19 protein-coding genes and 1 other RNA gene are annotated in these 19,936 nt (G+C 65.8%); 9 read left to right on the forward strand and 11 right to left on the reverse strand.

What is annotated here, in order from left to right:
* The first annotated feature begins 40 nt into the window (after window positions 1-40).
* From OIK44_RS19630 to OIK44_RS19640, 3 genes are all read left to right on the forward strand, one after another.
* Complete coding sequence (locus tag OIK44_RS19630) at window positions 41-616, forward strand: TerD family protein (protein ID WP_273673190.1); 576 nt, start codon at window positions 41-43, stop codon at window positions 614-616.
* A 91-nt stretch (window positions 617-707) separates the two neighbouring features.
* Entirely contained in the window at window positions 708-1,403 is a 696-nt protein-coding gene (locus OIK44_RS19635) for a TIGR00266 family protein (protein ID WP_273673191.1), read from the forward strand.
* 24 nt (window positions 1,404-1,427) lie between these two features.
* Window positions 1,428-2,009: a TerD family protein gene (locus tag OIK44_RS19640; RefSeq protein WP_273673193.1), complete on the forward strand. Its 582-nt coding sequence runs from the start codon at window positions 1,428-1,430 to the stop codon at window positions 2,007-2,009.
* 97 nt (window positions 2,010-2,106) lie between these two features.
* On the opposite strand, the gene OIK44_RS19645 is transcribed toward OIK44_RS19640, so the two are convergent.
* The gene (locus tag OIK44_RS19645; protein WP_273673194.1) at window positions 2,107-2,526 is read right to left on the reverse strand and encodes an MAPEG family protein; all 420 of its coding nucleotides are present in this window, start codon (window positions 2,524-2,526) and stop codon (window positions 2,107-2,109) included.
* Between the two features lie 214 nt (window positions 2,527-2,740).
* On the opposite strand from OIK44_RS19645, the gene OIK44_RS19650 reads away from it, so the two are divergent.
* Window positions 2,741-3,814 carry an ABC transporter substrate-binding protein gene (locus OIK44_RS19650; protein ID WP_273673196.1) on the forward strand — a complete coding sequence of 358 codons (1,074 nt, stop codon included), beginning with the start codon at window positions 2,741-2,743 and terminating at the stop codon, window positions 3,812-3,814.
* A 4-nt stretch (window positions 3,815-3,818) separates the two neighbouring features.
* Here OIK44_RS19650 and OIK44_RS19655 read toward each other — a convergent pair whose 3' ends face one another.
* The 4 genes from OIK44_RS19655 to OIK44_RS19670 all read right to left on the reverse strand — a co-directional run bounded on the left by OIK44_RS19655 (window position 3,819) and on the right by OIK44_RS19670 (window position 8,373).
* A complete protein-coding gene (locus OIK44_RS19655; RefSeq protein ID WP_273673198.1) occupies window positions 3,819-4,727 on the reverse strand; it encodes a sulfurtransferase in 909 nt (302 codons plus the stop codon).
* Window positions 4,728-4,788: 61 nt separating this feature from the next.
* Complete coding sequence (locus tag OIK44_RS19660) at window positions 4,789-7,131, reverse strand: CPBP family intramembrane glutamic endopeptidase (protein ID WP_273673200.1); 2,343 nt, start codon at window positions 7,129-7,131, stop codon at window positions 4,789-4,791.
* Window positions 7,128-7,868: an ABC transporter ATP-binding protein gene (locus OIK44_RS19665; RefSeq protein ID WP_273673201.1), complete on the reverse strand. Its 741-nt coding sequence runs from the start codon at window positions 7,866-7,868 to the stop codon at window positions 7,128-7,130. Before OIK44_RS19665 ends, OIK44_RS19660 begins: the two co-directional genes overlap by 4 nt.
* A 73-nt stretch (window positions 7,869-7,941) precedes the next feature.
* The gene (locus tag OIK44_RS19670) at window positions 7,942-8,373 is read right to left on the reverse strand and encodes a hypothetical protein (RefSeq protein WP_273673203.1); all 432 of its coding nucleotides are present in this window, start codon (window positions 8,371-8,373) and stop codon (window positions 7,942-7,944) included.
* 150 nt (window positions 8,374-8,523) lie between these two features.
* Here OIK44_RS19670 and OIK44_RS19675 point away from each other — a divergent pair, with 150 nt between their 5' ends.
* Window positions 8,524-8,790 carry a hypothetical protein gene (locus OIK44_RS19675; protein ID WP_273673204.1) on the forward strand — a complete coding sequence of 89 codons (267 nt, stop codon included), beginning with the start codon at window positions 8,524-8,526 and terminating at the stop codon, window positions 8,788-8,790.
* A 79-nt stretch (window positions 8,791-8,869) separates the two neighbouring features.
* On the opposite strand, the gene rpoH is transcribed toward OIK44_RS19675, so the two are convergent.
* The 5 genes from rpoH to OIK44_RS19700 all read right to left on the reverse strand — a co-directional run bounded on the left by rpoH (window position 8,870) and on the right by OIK44_RS19700 (window position 13,915).
* Complete coding sequence (gene rpoH, locus OIK44_RS19680; protein WP_273673302.1) at window positions 8,870-9,763, reverse strand: RNA polymerase sigma factor RpoH; 894 nt, start codon at window positions 9,761-9,763, stop codon at window positions 8,870-8,872.
* A 487-nt stretch (window positions 9,764-10,250) separates the two neighbouring features.
* Complete coding sequence (gene ftsX / locus OIK44_RS19685) at window positions 10,251-11,171, reverse strand: permease-like cell division protein FtsX (protein WP_273673205.1); 921 nt, start codon at window positions 11,169-11,171, stop codon at window positions 10,251-10,253.
* Complete coding sequence (locus OIK44_RS19690) at window positions 11,168-11,830, reverse strand: cell division ATP-binding protein FtsE (RefSeq protein ID WP_273673303.1); 663 nt, start codon at window positions 11,828-11,830, stop codon at window positions 11,168-11,170. The genes ftsX and OIK44_RS19690 overlap by 4 nt, the downstream gene beginning before the upstream one ends.
* 7 nt (window positions 11,831-11,837) lie before the next feature.
* A complete protein-coding gene (gene ftsY / locus OIK44_RS19695) occupies window positions 11,838-12,872 on the reverse strand; it encodes a signal recognition particle-docking protein FtsY (RefSeq protein WP_273673206.1) in 1,035 nt (344 codons plus the stop codon).
* Between the two features lie 101 nt (window positions 12,873-12,973).
* Window positions 12,974-13,915, reverse strand: coding sequence for a MerR family transcriptional regulator (locus OIK44_RS19700; RefSeq protein ID WP_273673207.1), 942 nt, complete (start codon window positions 13,913-13,915; stop codon window positions 12,974-12,976).
* Window positions 13,916-14,783: 868 nt separating this feature from the next.
* On the opposite strand from OIK44_RS19700, the gene OIK44_RS19705 reads away from it, so the two are divergent.
* Window positions 14,784-15,860, forward strand: coding sequence for a porin (locus tag OIK44_RS19705; RefSeq protein ID WP_273673209.1), 1,077 nt, complete (start codon window positions 14,784-14,786; stop codon window positions 15,858-15,860).
* Between the two features lie 148 nt (window positions 15,861-16,008).
* Window positions 16,009-16,566, forward strand: a complete 558-nt coding sequence (locus OIK44_RS19710) for a hypothetical protein (RefSeq protein ID WP_273673211.1) — start codon at window positions 16,009-16,011, stop codon at window positions 16,564-16,566.
* A gap of 41 nt (window positions 16,567-16,607) precedes the next feature.
* Here OIK44_RS19710 and OIK44_RS19715 read toward each other — a convergent pair whose 3' ends face one another.
* Complete coding sequence (locus OIK44_RS19715) at window positions 16,608-18,311, reverse strand: thiamine pyrophosphate-binding protein (RefSeq protein WP_273673213.1); 1,704 nt, start codon at window positions 18,309-18,311, stop codon at window positions 16,608-16,610.
* 210 nt (window positions 18,312-18,521) lie between these two features.
* Here OIK44_RS19715 and rnpB point away from each other — a divergent pair.
* Window positions 18,522-18,861, forward strand: an RNA gene (gene rnpB, locus OIK44_RS19720) — RNase P RNA component class A.
* A 644-nt stretch (window positions 18,862-19,505) separates the two neighbouring features.
* Window positions 19,506-19,934, forward strand: a complete 429-nt coding sequence (mraZ, locus tag OIK44_RS19725) for a division/cell wall cluster transcriptional repressor MraZ (protein ID WP_273673215.1) — start codon at window positions 19,506-19,508, stop codon at window positions 19,932-19,934.
* Window positions 19,935-19,936: the final 2 nt, after the last annotated feature.

The following is a 19,936-nucleotide window of genomic DNA, read 5'->3' on the forward strand; positions in this document are numbered from 1 at the left end:
AGCACGGCAGTACTTTCATATCACATAGGAGAAACACATCATGGCAATCAGTCTGCAAAAAGGCGGTAACGTTAATCTGAGCAAAGAAGCTCCGGGCCTGTCGAAAATGATCGTCGGTTTGGGTTGGGATGCGCGCGCCACCGACGGCGCCGCGTTCGACATCGACGGCTCCGCTTTCCTGCTCAAGGTCGACGGTAAGGTGCGCGCCGACCTCGACATGATCTTCTACAACAACCTGAAGTCCAGCGACACCTCGGTGACCCACTCGGGCGACAACCGCACCGGCGCCGGCGACGGCGACGACGAAACCGTCACCATCGACCTGGGCCTGGTGCCGGCCGACGTCGAGAAAATCGCCGTCTGCGTGACGATCCACGACGCCGAAGCGCGCAAGCAAAACTTCGGCATGGTGCAAAAGGCGTATGTGCGTTGCATCAACGCCAACGGCAACACGGAAATCGCCCGCTTCGACCTGTCCGAAGACGGCTCGGCCGAGACGGCGATGGTGTTCGGTGAAATCTACCGCAACGGCGCCGATTGGAAGTTCAAGGCCATCGGCCAGGGTTACAAAGGCGGCCTGGGTCCTTTGGCCGCGTCGTTCGGCGTCGGTGTCTAAATAAGCAGTCTGCCGCGGCCCGCCTGGCGGGCCGCGGGCAGCCCGGTGGTCAATTCGCAGGCCTGCTTTCAGGCGATAAGGAAAGAGTCAAATGCCAGTATTTAGCGTAACAGGGGATGTGGACCCGTTTCTGCACGTGTCGCTTGCGAAGGGCGAGAAGATTTATTGCGAATCGGACGCGATGGTGATGATGGAGGCCAGCCTGGATCTGAAGGGCAAGATGACCGGCGGCATAGGCAGCGCCATCATGCGCCGCTTCGCCAACGGCGAATCGTTCTTCCAGCAGCACATCGAGGCCGTGCGCGGCGACGGCGATTGCCTGCTGTCGCCGACGCTGCCGGGCGCGGTGCAAGTGGTCGACGTCGGCGCGCGCCAGTACATGCTCAGCGACGGCGCCTTCGTCGCCGCCAGTTCCGGCGTCGAACTGAAGGTGCGCACGCAGAGCCTGGGCAATGCCTTGTTCGCGCAGAGCGGCGGTTTCTTCATCACCGAGACGGCCGGCAGCGGCCAGGTCGCCGTGTCCGGCTTCGGCTCGATGTCGGAGTTGGAGGTCACGCCCGGCAAGGACGTGGTCATCGACAATTCCCATGTGGTGTGCTGGGACAGCCGGCTGCACTACGAGATTTCCATCACGACGGGCAACAGCGGCGGCTTCCTCGGCAATCTGGTGAACAGCCAGACCAGCGGCGAGGGCATGGTGCTGAAGTTTTCCGGCCAGGGCAAGGTGCTGGTGTGCTCGCGCAACCGCGCCGCCTTCCTGAGCTGGACCCAGCGCAAGCAGTCGTAACTACACACAATCAAGGAGTTTTATATGTCAGTTAATTTAAGCAAGGGCCAGAAAATCTCTCTGGACAAGGAAGCCGGCACGGCGCTGACGCGCATCACGATGGGCCTGGGCTGGGATTCGATCAAGACCAAGGGTTTCTTCGGCTTCGGCGCGAAGACCGAGTCGATCGACCTGGACGCGTCCTGCGTGCTGTTCGACGACAACAACAGCGTGGCCGACATCGTCTGGTTCCGCCAGCTGAAAAGCCGTGACGGCAGCATCGTCCACTCGGGCGACAACCGCACCGGCGCCGGCGACGGCGACGACGAGCAAATCGGCGTCGACCTGAGCAAGGTGCCGGCCAATGTGAAAAGCCTGGTGTTCACCGTCAACAGCTTCACCGGCCAGAACTTCTCGCAAGTGGAAAACGCCTACTGCCGCATCGTCAATGCGGGCAACAACCAGGAAATCGCCCGCTTCAACCTGTCGGTGCAGGGCGCCCACACGGCGCAGATCATGGCCAAGCTGTACCGCCATAACGGCGAGTGGAAAATGCACGCGATCGGCGAAAACGGCAGCGGCCGCACCTTCGACGACCTGATGCCACAGATCACGCCGCACCTGTAAGCGCGGCTACGCGCTGGTACCGGCCGGCGCGGGGGCGGGCCACGATGGACGGGAAAGCATCCCCGCCCGCCGTGGCCCGCCTTTTTTTTCGCGGCCGCTAGAAAGCTGTCCAGTGCGTGAGAAACAGGAACAACCAGCGCAGCGCAATCCCCAGCTGGATGGCGAAGAAGAAGAAACGGATCAGGCTGGCCAGCACGCCGCCGGACAACAGATGGGTGAAGGATTGCGCCACGCGCGCGGCCAGCATCATCAGCGCCAGCGGATCGGTGAGCCTGGTTTGCCAGGTCGCCAGCGCAACCAGCAGCAGGCCGCCCAGGATGGGGAAGCTTTCATAGCAGTTCGCGTGGGCGCGCGCCAGCCGCTGCGCGAACGGCGACACATCGGCGCCGTCGGCGGCGAAGCTGTTGGCGCCGCGGCGTCCGCCCAGCACCAGCGCGAGGCGCAGCGCGGCGATGGCCAGCAGCAGCAGGATAGTCCAGGTAATGTAGCCGAGAAGGGCAAGCGCGGTTAAACTCATCTGTTTCCTTAATGTGGCGGCGCGGGAAAAATGCGCAGCGGATTATACTGCGCGCGCCGTGGCTTGGCGGCGCAGAAAATTGGCTCGCAGGGTTAGCATTCTTTTTGCTGGAAAAACACGCTTTCTGTTCTAATTCATCTCATCGGCGCAGCGCCCACGCTCCGCCCGCGCGCCACGGTCGCTGGCGGCGTTTCATCTCTCGATTGGAAAAATTATGCGCAAAGTTGCAGGTATGTTGACGCTGGTACTGCTCGCGTGCGGCGCGCCCGCGCGGGCGATGGAGGCGCTGGCCCCGGCCGCGATGGACGAGTCGCATGTGTTCACGGTCGAGGTCTTGCAGGTGAGCGACATCGAGCCGTTTCAGGAAGCCATGGCGGGTTTTCTGGAGGGCTTGCAAAGCAGCGGCATCGTGGCGGGCAAGAACCTGCGCCTGAACCGCGTGAAGATCGACTTAGACCTCGAAAAGGGCGGTTTCTGGACCCGCCTCGGGGTGCTGATGCGCATACGCGAGGAGGCCAGCCGCATCGCCGCCGCCAAGCCGGACCTGGTGCTGACCATCGGCACGCCGGCGACCCGTTACGCGCGCGGCATACTGGAGGACGCCCGCATTCCCGTCGTCTTCACCGCCGTGGCCGATCCGGTGGAGGCCGGTTGCGTCTCGCTGGTCGACGGCGGCGAGGGCGTCACCGGCGCCACGCTGTACACCGACATGCGCGACTCGGTGAAGGTGGTGCAGCAGATTTTCCCGGCCGTGCGGCGCATCGGCATGGTACACACCGACGACGAAAACGGCGTCGCCAACGTGGCGGCGGCCACCAGCAGCGCCGGGCAGCTGGGCATCGCCGTGGCGTCGCGGCTGGTCGGCAAGAGCGACAGCATCGTGCCCTCGCTGAAGCAGTTGCACCAGCAGGGCGGCGTGCAGATGTTCGCCGTGCCGCTCGACACCTATTACGGCTTGCGCAAATACGAGCCGGCCACCGACCTGGGCGACTTCGGCGTCGAGAACCGGATTCCGGTGGTGACGCTGGCGATGGTGCGGGTGCCCGGCGCGGCGCTGTATGTGGGCGCCGACTTCGGCTACGTCGGCGCGCTGTCGGGCAGGCAGGCGGCGCGCATCCTGCAGCGCCATGTCAAGCCGGACGTGATGCCCATCCTGAAGCAGGACACGCCGACGGTGCTGGTCGACCCGGCGCGCCTGGCGGCGCTGAACGTGGCGTTGCCGTCGGCCCTGTTGGCGCGCAAGTCGGCCGGCAAGGACGGTTTCTGGCAGATCGAGGCGGCCAGATAGGGCGTCACGGCGGGGCCGCGCGGCGGACCACGGGGTTGGCGGGATCGCTGCTCCATTCGCACCAGCCGCCGTCATAGACGCTGATGCGCGGCCAGCCCATCAGCCAGGCGTAGTAGAAGGCCAGCGAGGCGCGCCAGCCGGTGCCGCAGTAAAACGCGGCCTGCTGGCCGGCGTGGACGCCGGCGCCGCGCCAGAGCGCGCCGATGGCCTCGGCCGGGAGCATGCGCCCGGCCGCGTCGTGGAATTCGCTCATGCTGTTGATGTCGTCGCCGGCGCCGGCGCGGCCCCAGCGCGCGCCGGGAATGTCGCCGCGCGCGTCGATATAGCCGTAGCCCGAGGTCTGGCCGGTGAATTCGCGCCAGGTGCGGATGCTGACGAGGGCGGCGTCCGGCTGGCGCAACAGTTGGCGCACGCGCGCCGCGTCGATCAGGTAGTCGGGGCGGGCCGGGAAGGGCGCGCCGAACGCGGCGGCGGCGCGGTAACGGCGCGGCGCGCCGGTCGCCAGCGCGCCGCCGGCGCCGCGCCACGCGGCCAGGCCGCCGTCGAGCAGGCGCACATCGGCCACGCCGGCGTACAGCATCAACTGGGCCGCGCGCGCGGCCGCCAGCGGGTTGCGGCCGTACAGCACGACGCTGCTGTCGTGGCGCACGCCGTGCCGCAGCAGCAGTTGCAGCAGCTCGGCGTCCGGCACCTTGTTCCACAACGGCGCCCGCTCCATGTCGTTGGTGTCGAGGTAGCCCGCGCCGGGGATGTGGCCGGCGCAAAACTGCGCCGCGCCGCCGCAACCGACCTCGAACAGGCGCCAGTGCGGCGCGGCCGCCAGCAGCGCCGCCAGCCGGGCCGGCGGCACCAGTTGCTGCCAGCGCGCCAGGTCGGGGCGCCAGCCCGGAGGGATGGTCGAGGGGAGGGGCATCGGGCGCGGCTGAAATGGCATCAGCCGGTATTTTAAGGCATGGCGGCCCGCCTTCCCCGCCTCAGAACAACAGCCGGCAGCCGACGACGATGGCGTTATAGCCGGCGTGCGCCAGCATCGGCGCCAGCAGCGTCTTGCTGCGCTCGTAGGCCCAGGCCGTGCACAGGCCGACAACGAAGACGGGCAGCATCGACGCCGGCGGATGCACGATGGCGAAGATCGCGGCGCTGGCCAAGGCCGCCGGCAGCGCGCCCATCGAGCGGCGCAGGCCGCCGAAGATCAGGCCGCGGAAGATGAACTCCTCGCACAGCGGCGCGGCCAGCACGGCCAGGCCGAGAAACCAGGCGCGGTTCGCCGGCGTGTCGTTGGGCAGTTGCGCGGCGTCCGGCAGCAGGCCCGCCTGGCCCAGCCCGTACAAATAGGCGAGGCCGAAGATGGCGGCGCAGGCGGCGCCGGCCAAGCCCAGGCGCACCGACAGGCCCGCGCCGGCGCCGCCTATGCGCGGCACGCCGGCCGTCTTGCTGCGCCAGTAGTGGACGCGCACCAGCGCATAGGTCAGCGCGCCGCCGATGCCAAATGCGAGGGCGAACGTGGCGGCGTCGGGCCGGCTGCCGTCGGCGCCCAGGACGGCCAGCAAGGCCGCCTGCAGCAGGTAAAACAGCGTGGCGGCGATCAGTCCGTCGGCGCTGGAGACGCGCGGCGGCGGCGATGCGGCCGGGTCGAGCAGGTAGGGTAGTTCGTCGCGCGCCTTTTGCCACAGCGCCAGCGCGAGCGAGGCGGTCAGCACGATGACGACGATCTTTTGCGGCCAGGAGCCGGCGTAGATGGCGAGGCTGTACAGCGTCGCCAGCAGCATGTACAGGTACAGATAGGTCGGGTGCACCTTGACGCGCTCGTCCTGGGCCAGCGGGTCGCAGGCGAACACGCCCAGCGACACGGCGATCAGCGAGTAGATCGGAATGCCGGCCAGCACGACCAGCAGCAGGCCGAACAGTTGCCAGCTCGGCGCCGGCGCAAAGTACAGGCCGATGCCGAAGACGGCCAGCGGGTAGGCCAGCGTCAGCATGGCCCACAGTTGCGCCTTTTCCTTCAGCACGCGCTCGATCGACGCCGGGAAGGTGTACAGCAGCCACAGCGCGCCGCCCTCCGTGTTCAGCGTCTGGAAGGCCGACAGCACCAGCACGTAGGCGCCGATGGCGAAGGCCAGCGCGGCCATCGTGGCGGGGTTCTCGCCCAGTTGGGCGATGCTGTGGAGCTGGCCGTTGAACAGCAGTTGGCTCAGCACGATGACGACGGGCAGCAACAGGCTTTGCACGAGGAAGTTGCGGTCGCGGCTGAGCAGGCGCAGTTCGCGCCGTTGCACGACGCTGCCGATGCGCCAGCGCCGCGCGGCGTGCGCCTGCGCCGGTGCGCGCTGGCGCGCGCTCTCGCGCGAGCCGGCCGCGACGACGCCGTCGCGCAACTGGTGGCGCAGCAGCGCTATGCCCAGTTGCAGCAGCGCCGCCACTTGCAGGGCCAGCAGCGCGGCCGGCGGCAGCGCCGCGGCGATGCCGCGGGCGTTGAGCATTTGCACCACGAGGCCGGGCGGGGTCCAGGCGGCCCAGGCCGGGAAGGCGGCGGCCAGGTCGAAGCCTAGCGTGGCGCCCGGCGTGAGGGCCAGCGACATCGCCAGGTACATGGGCAGTATGCTGACGACGGAGACGAAGGCTTGCAGGTTGCGCAATTGGGCCGGCGGCAGCAGCAGGCGCAGGCCGGTGTCGACCAGGGTGCGCAGCAGCGCCGCCAGCATCAGCAGGGGAAAGGCGGCGACGGCGGCCAGCAGCGGCGCGCTCCACACGTGGCCGGAATACCAGGCGATCGCCAGGCAGCTAGGCAACAGCGCCAGCAATCCACCGGGATTGGCCAGGCTGCGTTCCAGCAAGCGCCCCCACAGCAGCGTGCGGCGCGACGCCGGCAAGGTGACCAGCCATTCCAGGTCCCAGTCGGGCTGGGACAGTTCGCGCGCGGCCAGCGGCAGCAGGAAGCTGACCAGGAACAGCAGCGAGAGTTGCATCGCGACGCCGCCGGCCAGCGCGGGCGGGAAGGGCGTCGCCGCCAATGCGTCGGCGGCCGCCGCCAGGTGCTGGGGCGCTTGCCCGGCGGGGCAGGCGTTGGCGGGCACCAGGACGCAGTTCAGGTTGCGCACGCTCTGGAAGGCCATGTTGCCGAAGCTGAAGCTCATCACCAGCACCGCCAGGGTGGTGATGATCCAGCGGCCGCGTTGCTTGCCGGCCGTGGCGGCGCGGCTTTTCTTGCCGGCCTTGAAGCCCTGGCTGATGCCGCTGTTGGTCTGGTTTAGCAGGCGCAGCAGGCGCAAGCGCGCCAGCAGCCACATCGCGCGCAGCGCGGAGGGGTGCGCCATCATGCCGGCGCGCAGTCGGCGGTTTCGTCGGTGATCTTCAGGAAGACTTCCTCCAGCGTGCCGTCGGCGCACATGCTGTCGCGGATCTGCTCCAGCGTGCCGGTGGCCACCAGCGCGCCGCGGTGGATGATGCCGACGCGGTCGCACAGGCGCTCGGCCATGTCGAGCAAATGGGTGGAGACGAAGATCGTCGTGCCCTGCGCGGCGATGCGCAGCAGCCGCTCCTGGACTTCGCGCGAGGCGCGCGGGTCGAGGCCGTTGATCGGTTCGTCGAGGATCAGCACGGCCGGCTCGTGGATCATGGCGCAGGCCAGGCCGAGCTTCTTTTTCATGCCCATCGAATAGTTGACGGCGAATTCCTCGCTGACTTCGTCGAGGCCGAACTCGGCCAGCAGGCGCGCGCCGCGTTCGGCCGCCCCGGCCGGCGAAAAGCCGTGCATCTCGCCGACGAACTGGAGGATTTCGCGGCCGCGCAGGTAGTCGTAAAAAATCGGGTTGTCGGGCAGGTAGCCGACGCGGCGCTTGACCTCGATGGCGTCGCCGTGGCAGTCCAGGCCGTCGATGCGCACCCGTCCGGCGCTGGGAACGAGGATGCCCATCATCATGCGGATCGTCGTCGTCTTGCCGGCGCCGTTGGGGCCGAGAAAACCGAACACTTCGCCGCGGCCGACCCGCAGCGAGAGGGGTTTGACGGCGTCGAAGGCGCCGTAGCGCTTCGCCAGTGCCTGGAATTCGATCATGGCATATCCCCGCTTATATGATTATTTTGCAATATTACCGTATGTGGCGCGGACCATCTCAGCCGGCTGCGTTTTAGTTGGCGCTTACCTTGACGCTGACGCGGTAGTCCGGCTCCGGCGCGCGCAGGGCCGGCGGCGCGGCCGGTTCGACGCCGACGAGCGTGAACGTGCGCCCTTGCACGCTGCTGCTCGGGGCGCCGCCGGGCATCGAATCGGACAGCGTGAACGCGGTCGCCGCGCCGCCCTCGCTGACGGTGAAACTGTAGCTGATGTAGCCGGCCCAGACGCAGACGGCGCCGACTTTGCAGCGGCTGTCGTTGACGCGGTCCAGCCTGAGCGTCGCCGTCGGCGTCAGCGCCACGCTCTGCCCGACGGCCAGCACCACGGTCGAGTCGGCGGGCGGCGCCGGTTCGGTGGCGGCGGAGCGCGCGCAGGCGGCCAGCGCCGCCAGGCCGGCGCACAGGAGGGGCAGGGCGAGCCAGCGTTGCACGATGTGTCGTTGCATGTCTGTTCCTTTCGGCGGCGCAGCGCGGCGCGGCCGCCGCCATATAGGGCAATGGTAGCAAATATGCCATGCATGGGGCGCGCAAACAAAGTCTATGGCGCGCCCGATACTGCGTAAAATGGCTGTTTTGAAATAATAAGGACAGACACAATGAAAAAGACCGACTTGGCCAAGAGCGACGCCAAAAAATTGATGGGGAAAATGGCGGCCCCTGGCGCAGCCGGTTTCGGTAAGAGCGGCGCGGCCGCGCCGGACCGCCGCGAACAGCGCAAGCTGGACCAGGCGCTGGGCCTGGTGCCGTTCGCCGTCAAGCTCAACAGCGCCCTCGTGCTGCAATTGCAAACGCAGGCCAAGGAGCGCGGCGTCGAGCTCAACGAACTGGTCGCCGAGTTGCTGGCGAAAGGCTTGGCCGCCTAAGCGCAGCCAGATTGCCCGCGGCAATAACAACAAAGGCGCCTGAAGCGCCTTTGTTGTTATTGCTGCAGCCAATGCGGGCTTAAACGAAGGCGCTCAGCGCACCCTTCATTTTCTTCAGCGCCGCCGTTTCGATTTGGCGGATGCGCTCGGCCGAGACGCCGAACTCGTTGGCCAGCGTGTGCAGCGTGGCGCCGGAGCCGTCGTCGTTGGCCAGCCAGCGCGCTTCGACGATGCGGCGGGAGCGCGCGTCGAGCTTGCCCAGCGCCGATTCCAGCCCCTCCGATTGCAAACGCGTCACCTGTTCCGCTTCCAGCACCTTGGTCGGCTCGCTTTGCTCCGACGACAGGTAGGCGATCGGCGAAAACTTGTCGTCCTCGTCGTCCGTCGGCGATTCCAGCGCGATGTCGCGGCCGCTCAAACGGGTTTCCATTTCGATCACTTCTTCGCGCTTGACGTCCAGCAGCTTGGCGAGCGCGTCGATTTGCGTCGGCGTCATCGCGTCCAGCCCCTGCTTGTGGCTGCGCAGATTGAAGAACAGCTTGCGCTGCGCCTTCGTCGTCGCCACTTTCACGAGGCGCCAGTTTTTCAAGATGTATTCATGCATCTCGGCCTTGATCCAGTGCATCGCGTACGACACCAGGCGCACGCCCTGATCCGGGTCGAAACGCTTGACGGCTTTCATCAGGCCGATATTGCCTTCCTGGATCAGGTCGGCGTGCGGCAAGCCGTAGCCGAGGTAGCCGCGGGCAATCGATACGACCAGACGCAGATGGGACAGCACCAGTTCCTGCGCGGCGGCCAGATCGTTGTTGGCGCGCAGACGCGTCGCCAGCGAGACTTCTTCGTCGTGGGACAGCATCGGCAGACGGTTGACGGCGGAGATATAGGCATCCAGGTTACCCAGATTGCCGGTAAACCCGAGGCCCAGCGCGTTACTCTTGGTCGTGACCAATGCGGACGGTGCGGACATCATAGTCATATATATTCCTCGCTCTTATAGTCTTGCGTGATTCCAATGTGCCATGCAGGCCGGATGCAAACACGGACTGTTACGGTTTGTTACCTGTCGTGCCTTGCCGCCGGATGTTGCTAAAAAGCATGTCGCAGCAACTGATGTGACGTATATTAGCACTCTCCCGGGGAGAGTGCCAATCGGCTCACCTAATTGCCCTGATAGCATAAATGCTATGAACCCATCATACCTAATGCCTTACGCAATAGTCGGGGCAATCATGCCATTTCAGTAATTTTTGTGCTGTATCAAATCGTCATGGGTCGCCGCGGCAACATACGGGAACGCCCGGCTCTGATGCCCCTTGAAATCTTAGATGTCGCGCTGCAGGGATAGTTCTTCCGTGGATAGACGGTAAACAGTATGGGGGAACTTACTGAAGACTGGCTTAAGCGCGCGGCCATGGGCGGAACGCGGCGTTCCACCCATGGCCCCGGCCGCGGGCGGTTCAGTTCAGACGCGCCAGGTGGCGCTGCACCGACAGCATGGCGCCGACCAGGCCGAGGCCGGCGCTGAGGGCCAGCAAGCCGGCCATGGCCAGCGGTTCCAGCGGGGTCAGCTGGAATTCCGAGGCGTACAGGCGGGCGAACTCGGCGATGGCCGTGTTCAGCGGTTGCAGCGCCAGCGCGACGGCGCCCAGGGCGACGGCGCCGGCGCACAGGCCGAGCAGGGCGCCGGTGTAGTAGAACGGACGGTGGATGAAGGTGTCGGTGGCGCCGATCAGCTTGGAGACGCTGATTTCGTCGCGCTGCGTCATCACCTGCAGGCGTATCGTGTTGAAGACGACGGCGATGACGACGGTGCCCAGTGTGACGGCCAGCAGCAGCAGGGCCAGGCGCAGCACGCCCAGCAGCGCCGCCAGGCGCTTGACCCAGGCCGAGTCGACCTGCACCGTGTCGACGCCCGGCAGGGCGCGCAATTGTGCGGCGACGGCGTCGATGCGGCCGGCGTCGGCCGCGTTCCTGAACGCGTCCAGCTTCAGCACATAGCTGTCGGGCAGGGGGTTGTCGCCCAGCGTGCTGAGCACGTCGGCCAGGCCGTTCTTGTTTTTCAGCGCGTCGAGCGCCTGTTCGCGCGGCACGAAGATGACCTTGGCCTTGGCGTCGTCGAGGACGCGGCGCAGCGCCGGCGCCATCGCCGCCGCCTGCTCGCGCGGCAGGTCCGGTTTGAGGAACAGGCTCAGCTCGGGGTCCACCGACATTTGCGCCGACATCGGCCGCACATTGTCGAGCAGGGTCACGCCGGCGAAGGGCAGGGCCAGCGCGATGGCGACGACGAAGATGTTGAAGAGGAAGCTGCCGGGCGCCTTGCGCAGGTGGATCAGGGCCGCGCCGAGGGCGAAGCCGTGTTGGCGGAACCAGCTTTTCATGGGCTCTCCGTGCCGGTGATGCGGCCTTGTTGCAGGTGGATGACGCGGGCGGCCGATTCGATGATCTGTTCGTCGTGGGTCGAAATCAGGCAGGTGACGCCGACCGAGTGGAAGGCTTTCAGGGCGTCGAGCACCTTGTCGGCGCTGGCGCGGTCGAGGTTGGCCGTGGGTTCGTCGGCCAGGATGATCTGCGGCCGGTTGACGATGGCGCGGGCGATGGCGACGCGCTGCTGCTCGCCGCCGGACAGGGCCAGCGGCAGGGCCGGCGCGCGTTCCAGCAGGCCGACCTTGTCGAGGGCGGCGCGGGCGCGCTGCTCGGCCTGGGCTTTCGGCGCGCCCGTCACCAGCAGCGGCAGCATGACGTTGGCGAGGATGGAGCGGTCGGTGAGCAGGCGCTGCTGCTGGAAGATCAGGCCGAGGTTGCGGCGCAGGAAGGGCACGCCGGCCGGCTTGATCTTGCCGATGTCCTGGCCGTTGACGATGACCTTGCCCGAGCTCGGGCGCTCCATCGCGGCGATCATTTTCAGCAGCGTCGACTTGCCGGCGCCGGAGGGGCCGGCGAGAAACACCAGCTCGCCCTTGGCCACCGACAGCGAGATGTCGCGCAAGGCCATCGCGTCGGCCGAGTATTGTTTGTTGACGTGTTCAAAGGCGATCATCATGGGCTTACCCGAGCAGCGCGTCGACGAATTCGGCGGCGTTGAACGGTTGCAAGTCCTCGATCTGTTCGCCGACGCCGATGAAGTACACGGGCACCGGGCGGCTGCGGGCGATGGCCGCCAGCACGCCGCCCTTGGCCGTGCCGTCCAGCTTGGTGATCACGATGCCGCTCAGTTGCAGCGCGTCGTCGAAGGCCTTGACCTGGGCCAGCGCGTTCTGCCCCGTGTTGCCGTCGATGACGAGCAGGGTTTCATGGGGCGCGCCGTCCATGCCCTTGCCGATGACGCGCTTGATCTTCTTCAATTCCTCCATCAGGTGCATCTGGGTCGGCAGGCGGCCGGCCGTGTCGACCATGACGACGTCGATCTTCTTCGCCTTGGCCGATTGCACGGCGTCGAAGGCGACGGCGGCCGGATCGCCGGATTCCTGGGAAATGACGGTGACGTTGTTGCGCGCGCCCCAGACCATCAATTGCTCGCGGGCGGCGGCGCGGAAGGTGTCGCCGGCCGCCAGCAGCACGGACTGGCCGTTGGCCTGCATGTGCTTGGCCAGCTTGCCGATCGAGGTGGTCTTGCCGGCGCCGTTGACGCCGGAAATCATCATCACCAGGGGCTGGTGGCGGCCCAGCTCGAACGGTTTTTGCAGCGGCGCCAGCAGCTCCGTCAGCAAGACCTTCAGCGCGGCCTTGACGTCGGCGGCGTCGAGCAGCTTGTCTTCCTTGACCTTTTTCTTCAGCTCGCCGAGCAGGAAGGCGGTGGCGTCGATGCCGGCGTCCGACATCAGCAGCGCCGCTTCCAGTTCCTCGTAGAGTTCGTCGCCGATCTTGGCGCCGACGAACAGCACGCTCAGCGTCGAGGAGGTTTTCGACAGGCCGGCCTTCAGGCGGGCCACCCACGACTGCTTCTTGACGGCGTCGGGCGTGGCGGCCGCCGCGGGCGGCGGCGCGGCCGGGGCTGGCGCCGGGACGGCCGGCGCGGCGGTGTGGGCGGGTTGCGGCGCAACTTCGGGGATGGCGGGTTTTTTCTTGAAGAAACTAAACATGGGAGTGTGGTTGGGGGGCGCTTCAAGCGGGGCCCGGCGGCGCCGGGCGGGTCATTCGGTCGGCCTATTCTACCAGAGCGGGGCGGCGGCCCCGGCCTTCGCTATGGTATTTGGCAACTTTTCGCCCGGCGCCGGCGCCAGTCGGCCAGCGCGCCGGCCACTTGCGGCAGGTCGAGCACGTGGACGGAGGCGGGCCGGCGCTTCATCGGCGCCATGGCGGCGCCGCCGGCCCACAGTTCGACGGCCGCCGGCAGGCCGGCGCGCAGCCCGTTCAAGCCGTCCTGCGCCTGGCGCGTGTTGTTGCAGCTGGAAAAAGACAGCGCGACGATGTCGGCGCGCAGGGTGTGGGCGGCCTCGACGATGTCTTGCAGCGGGGTTTGCACGCCCAGCGAGATGCAGTGGGCGCCGTCGGCCACGCACAGCGCTTCGACCATCAGCAGGCTCAGGCCGTGGCGCTCCTGCGGCAGCGTCGTCAGCAGGATGCGTGGCGCGGCCAAGCCGGGCCGGTCCGCCTGTTGAGTCAAAAAAATGGCGGTGCGCAACACCATCTGCAGCGTCTCGGTGAACAGGTGCTCGCCGTACACGGCCAACTGGCCGCAGGCCCAGCTGGCGCCGACGCGCGTCGTCAGCGGCGCCACCAGATCGGTGACGAAATGGCGCAAACCCATCTCCAGCAGCGCCTGCGACAGCGCGGCGCGCAGGGCGTCGGTCTGGTAAGCCTGGCACAGGGCCAGGCAGGCGTGCAGGCGCGGGTCGTCCGGCGCGGCGGCGGCGCTGTGGCGCGCGGCCAGGGCTTGCAGCGCGTCGCTGCTGTGGCCGATGATTTTCCCGGGGCGAAAGCCCAGGTCGAGCAGGCGCTTCACCAGGCGCAGCTTGCGCACCTGCTCGGCCGAATAGAGGCGCTCGCCGAAGGCGTCGCGCTGCGGTTGCGGGAAGGCGTAGCGCCTTTCCCACACGCGCAATGTTTCCTTGGCCAGGCCGGTGTCGCGTTCGACGTCGCTGATCGTGCTGCAAACGGGGAAGGGCGGGTTGTCAGTGTCCATGGGGCGGTGGCGGCCTGGCGCGCACGTCGGGGCGCGCGGTCTTGCTCGTATCGTGGGCTGGTCATCCATCCAGGATGGGAGCTGCATTTTACCCGCTTTCCATATTGCAAATGTTGGTGGGGTCGCCGCTTGCTCCGCCGCCCGGGTATCGCGCGCCCGGTCGCGTGGTCTTGCCGGTGGGCTCCTTAACGCGCCATTTGCGCCGCCGTGTTTTTCCATCCTACTAATGGTATAGTGACAAGCATGGCGCGGGCCTTGCCGCCGGCAATCGTGCGCGCGCTCTGCAGGATTATTCAATGGGGTGTATGCTTCGTCCCGTTTGTGACATCTCCCCCTGGAATCGGCGGGCCGCTCGGCCAGTCCGGTGCGGGCAGCAAACGGATGGCGCATGCCGGCGCGACGTCGGCGGCCCCTCAACTGGTGCAATGGCAAGGACTGATCGCGCGGTCCGACTTTGTTATTAAACCGCAATTTTTTTGCCGTGGCGCAATGTTGCTCGACGCGCCGAAGCAGCCCGTCGCGGGCGCACGATGCGACGCCCGCAGCGCTATGCGCGCGGGAACGAGTGTGGCGTAATTGGTACACCTCGTAACATATTTAGACTTGATGGAATCAGAATCGGTCGTTATAGTGCCGCCTCCGGTGCCTCGCGCACCGATCTGGTGCGGCCGTGGTGCATTACGCACAGATCTGGTGAAGCCGGTGCGCCGACGCGCGCGCCGCGACGAATGTGAGCTCGCTTCCTCAATGGAGCCGCAATATGGCAGGTGGAGACCTTGCCCTCACTCATAAAAAGTGCTCATCAAGAGCGCAGCACGAGATGCATGGTCAGTACTAACTTTTGCTTTAATAATAAAGGAAACACGCAATGAAAAAATCGATCATCTCCCTGGCAGTTCTGGCCGCAGCCAGCAACATGGCCTTCGCCCAATCCAACGTAACGATCTACGGTGTCGTCGATGCCGGTATCGTCAGCGAGCGCGGCGCGGCAGTCGGTTCGACCACCAAAGTAAGCAGCGGCATCGCTTCGGCTTCGCGCCTGGGTTTCCGCGGCACCGAAGATCTGGGCAACGGCCTGTCGGCTGTGTTCGGTCTGGAAGCCGGCTTCAACGTTGACACCGGTACGCAAAACGAAGGCGGCCTGTTCGGTCGTCAAACGTTCCTGGGTCTGAAAAGCACCACCCTGGGCACCGTGACCCTGGGTAACCAATACACTTCGTACTACAAAGCACTGACCGAAGTGGCAGATCCGTTCGCTGGCGGCTACGCTGGTACGGCAACGAACCTGTTCCCATCGACCCAACGCGCGAAAAACTCGATCGTTTACGTGTCGCCAGCATTCAGCGGCTTCACCGGCGAAGTGAGCTACACCCTGGGCGAACAAGCTGGTAGCAACAAATCGGGCCGTCAAGTTGGCGCCGCTGTTGCTTACGCTAACGGCCCACTGAACGCACGTCTGGTGTACAGCGTTGCTAACAACGACGTTCCAGCACTGAACGTCGACGGCGACCTGGCACGCAACATTTTGCTGGCCGCTAACTACGACTTCACCGTCGCTAAAGCCTTCTTCGCCTACGGCAAAGACAAAGGTACCGCCAGCGCCATGGGCGGCAAAATTGACGTTGCAGCGACCCTGGCAAACCTGCCAAACGCTGGCCGTCTGACCGACAACAGCACCAACCTGCTGCTGGGCGTAAGCGCACCAGTTGGCCAAGCTGGCACCGTGATGGCTTCGTACATCCGCAAAAACGACACCGATTCGTCGAACTTTGACGCTACGCAATGGGCTGTTGGCTACTCGTACGCTTTGTCCAAGCGTACTTCGGCTTACACCTCGTTCGCTAAAATCAAAAACACGAACAAAGCTGGCTACACCGTTGGTAACGCCAGCGAAGTTGGTTCGGGCGACAAAGCGTTCAACGTTGGTATGCGTCACTCGTTCTAATTCCCTAAGCGGAATTGGAATCAGCGCCTAGGGTCCGTCCGCGGACCCGAAGCGCAACAAAACGCGCTGTCGGGCTCAGGCTTGGCGGCGCGTTTTGCATTTCTGCGGCGCAGGTTAAAATGCGCCAACAATCACCGCGAAGGCTCCCATGAAAAATATCCCTCGATCCGGCCGCCTGGCACTGGCGGCCGTGCTCTTGTGCGCCGCCGCCGGCACGGCCCTTGCCGCCGCCAAGACCAGGACGAAAGCCCCCGCCGGCGGCTTGCCGCGCTACGGCGTGATGGTGTACTCGGACCTGTGCATACAGCAGCCCAGCGGCGAAATCGGCGGCCAGCGCGTCAGCCTGCACCGCTTCGCGGAAGGCGATAGCGTATTCTATGAATTCACGGCCGGCGCGCTGAGCTGGCCGCTGGTGGCCAGCGAGGTCAATATCGACGCCGGCAGCGGCGCCATCGACTTCAGCGTCGCCGGCGCCGACGACGGCGAGCGCAAGTTCATCGGCCGCTTCTCGAAGGATGGCCGGACGCTGACGCTGGACGGCGCCTACTGCGGCGGCGACGCCAGCATGCCGATGCGGCTGGCGCGGGTGACGGACTTCGGCGCCAGGCTGAAGAACTGCAAGCCATGCCCGCGGCCGCAGCCGGCGCCGGAAGAGCCGGCCGAAGAGGCGCCGCAAACGGCGCCGGCGGAAATGCCGGCCGCCTGAGACCGATACAACAAGGGGCGCCGATGGGCGCCCCTTTTTTTTTACTTCGCCGCCCGCGCCGCCTCGGCGTTCTGGCGTATCGTCGCCAGCGTCGCGTTCGGCGTGATCAGGTTGCCGTCATAGCGCAACTCGATCAGCGCCGGCAGGCGCTTCTCGGCCGCGTGCGCCAGCGCGCGCCGCAGCGCCGGGCCGAACTCCCCGGTGGTGTTGACCACCTCGCCGTGCGCGCCGTAGGCTTGCGCCAGCGCGGCGAAGTCCGGGTTGTGCAGCCCGGTGCCGGAGACGCGGCCGGGATAGTCGCGTTCCTGGTGCATGCGGATCGTGCCGAACATCTGGTTGTTGAAGACGATGACGACGACGCCGGCCTGGTACTGCACGGCCGTGGCCAGCTCCTGGCCGTTCATCATGAACTCGCCGTCGCCGGCGAAGGTGATGACGGTGCGCTGCGGATCGACGATCTTGGCGGCCACGCCGGACGGCAGGCCGTAACCCATCGCGCCGTTGGTCGGCGCCAGCTGCGTGCGCAGCCCGCCGTAGCGGTAGAAGCGGTGCGCCCACGACGCGTAGTTGCCGGCGCCGTTGGTGAGGATGGTGTCGGCCGGCGCCTGCGCCATGATCTCCTGGGTCACCTGCCACAGGTCGAGCGGCGCGCTGCCGTCCTGGAAGATGGGCGGCTGCCGCTGGAAGGCGAGCAGCTCGGCCTTCGCCTCGGCCACCGTGTGGCGCCAGGCGCCGGCGTCGACCGGCGCCATCGCCGCCAGCATCGCGCAAGCCTGCGGCATGCCGCTGTTGATCATCAGCTCGGCCTGGTAGACGCTGCCCAGCTCCTCGGCGTCGGCGTGGACATGCACCAGGCGCTGCCGCGGCACCGGCGAGGCGATCAGCGTATAGCCGCCGGTGGTCATTTCGCCCAGGCGTGGGCCGAGCGCCAGAATCAGGTCGGCGTCCTTGACGCGCGCGGCCAGCTTCGGATTGATGCCGATGCCGACGTCGCCTATATAGTTAGGGTGGGCATTGTCGAGCAGGTCCTGGAAGCGGAAGGCGCAGGCGACGGGCAGGGCGTTGGCCTCGGCGAAGCGGCGCAGGTCGGCGCAGGCTTGGGCGCTCCAGGTGGCGCCGCCCAGCAGCAGCAGCGGGCGCCTGGCTTCGGCCAGCATGGCGCGCAGCTGGGCGATCTGCGCCGCCGCCGGCGCCGCCTGCACGGCCTGGTAGCGGCGCGTGTCGGCGACGCTGGCCACGGCCGTCAGCATATCCTCGGGCAGGGCCAGCACGACGGGGCCGGGGCGGCCGCTGGTGGCGACCTGGAAGGCGCGCGCCAGATATTCGGGAATGCGCTCGGCGCGGTCGATCTGCGCCACCCACTTGGCCATCTGGCCGTACATGCGGCGGTAGTCGATCTCCTGGAAGGCTTCGCGGTCGATGAAGTCGTTGCCGACCTGGCCGATGAACAGGATCATCGGCGTCGAATCCTGGTAGGCCGTATGCACGCCGATGGAGGCGTTGGTGGCGCCGGGGCCGCGGGTGACGAAGCAGACGCCGGGGCGGCCGGTCAGCTTGCCGTGGGCCTCGGCCATGAAGGCGGCGCCGCCCTCCTGGCGGTTGACGATGAAGCGGATGTCCGAGTCGTGCAGCGCGTCGAGCACATCGAGGTAGCTTTCGCCGGGCACGCCGAAGCAGGTATCGACGCCGTGGATTTTCAGGGCGTCGACCAGAATCTGGCCGCCGGTGCGGGATTGTTGCGTCATGGTCGACTCTTCAAAAAAGTGAACGCGAAAGGCGCGCGGGATGCACGCCGGCATGCGCCATTCTAAGCGAGCCGATTTTGCCCGGCTTTTGAAATGGCGACACCGAATTTCAGTTTTCACCGGGGACAGACCACGATTATCGGGAAACGTTTTCCGATAATCGTGGTCTGTCCCCGCCCCCGCCGCTCCCGGTGCGGTACAATGGCGGGTGAAGCAGGCCAGACAGTCGCTGGCCGGCGCAGCAATGCGTCGGCGGGAGGAAGGTCCGGACTCCATAGAGCGGGGTGACGGTTAACGGCCGTCCGCTGAAAGCCGCAAGGTATAAGGCGAGGAATAGGGCCACAGAGACGAGCGTATTAAGTTACGGTGAAACGCGGTAACCTCCACCTGGTGCAATTTCAAATAGGCACGCGATGATGCTGCTCGCGGAGCGTGCGGGTAGAAAGCTTGAGCGCCGGAGTAATCCGGCGCCTAGAGGAATGGCTGTCATAGCGCGAACCCGCAAGGGCCAGCGCCGTAACAAAATCCGGCCTATCGGCCTGCTTCACTTGAATTTCCGTCGGCGCCCCCCAGCGCGCCGGCATGCGCGGATAGCGCTATCCGCCGCCCGCGGGCCCCGTTTACGGGGCCTTTTTTTATATCCGCAAAGAAATATTTGCGCCAAAGTTGTATATACATGTTGTCCGGGCGCGCCGCCGCCCGCCGTGCCTGGCCGGCCCCGCAGGCGCGCCCGGCGCGCGCCGTCCGCTTCCCTTGAAAAGCTGTAAAATAGCCAAATCTATCCAATTATCACTTTTTCCGGCCGGCCTCGCGCGCCCCGCCGGAACGGGTCGCGTTCTGCCTACACTGTTGTTCTATGTCAACTTTATGTATTTATTTTAAGTTTTTTCCTTGGCTTCCCATCTTGTTTTTTTCAAGCAAACACATGTGAATAGATGAGGTAGCACATTCACTATCTTTCATAAGTATCTAATTTGTCGATATATTTTTATGCGGACCTTCTTCAAGGATATCCGCTAAGTCCTTCATTTCATTAATAAAATCACTGTTTCGATAGGCGGAAAGCGCTTGACCACCCTCGTGGCATCCTCTAAAGTGGGCAACTGTGTGAAAAAGTGTCTTTTTGTGGGAGATTTTCCCGCCGCAAGCGCCGCGCTCACCCGCTTATTAATCTTCTGAGGTCAAAGGTCTTCCGTGTTTCAAGGCGCGTCCGCAATCAATCTCGATGCAAAGGGCAGGATGTCAATTCCCGCCAAGCACCGTGACGCGCTGTCGATCCAGTGCGAAGGCCGCCTGACGCTGACCAAACACCCGGACGGCTGCCTGCTGTTCTTTCCCCGCCCCGTCTGGGAAAACCACCGCCAGCAAATCGCCGCGTGGCCGATGGCCGCGCGGGCCTGGCAGCGCATCTTCCTCGGCAACGCCTGCGACGTCGAGCTCGACTCGGCCGGCCGCGTGCTGATCTCGCCCGAGCTGCGCAGCGCCGTCGGCCTGGCGCGCGAGGTCATGATGATCGGCATGGGCACGCACTTCGAAATCTGGGACGCGGCCAAGCTGGCCGAAAAAGAGCAGCAGGCGATCGACGCCGGCGCCCCCGATGTCCTATCTAATTTTTCTTTCTGAGG

The sequence above is a fragment of the Janthinobacterium fluminis genome (assembly GCF_028595325.1).
In the GTDB taxonomy this organism is placed as follows: Bacteria; Pseudomonadota; Gammaproteobacteria; order Burkholderiales; family Burkholderiaceae_D; genus Janthinobacterium; species Janthinobacterium fluminis.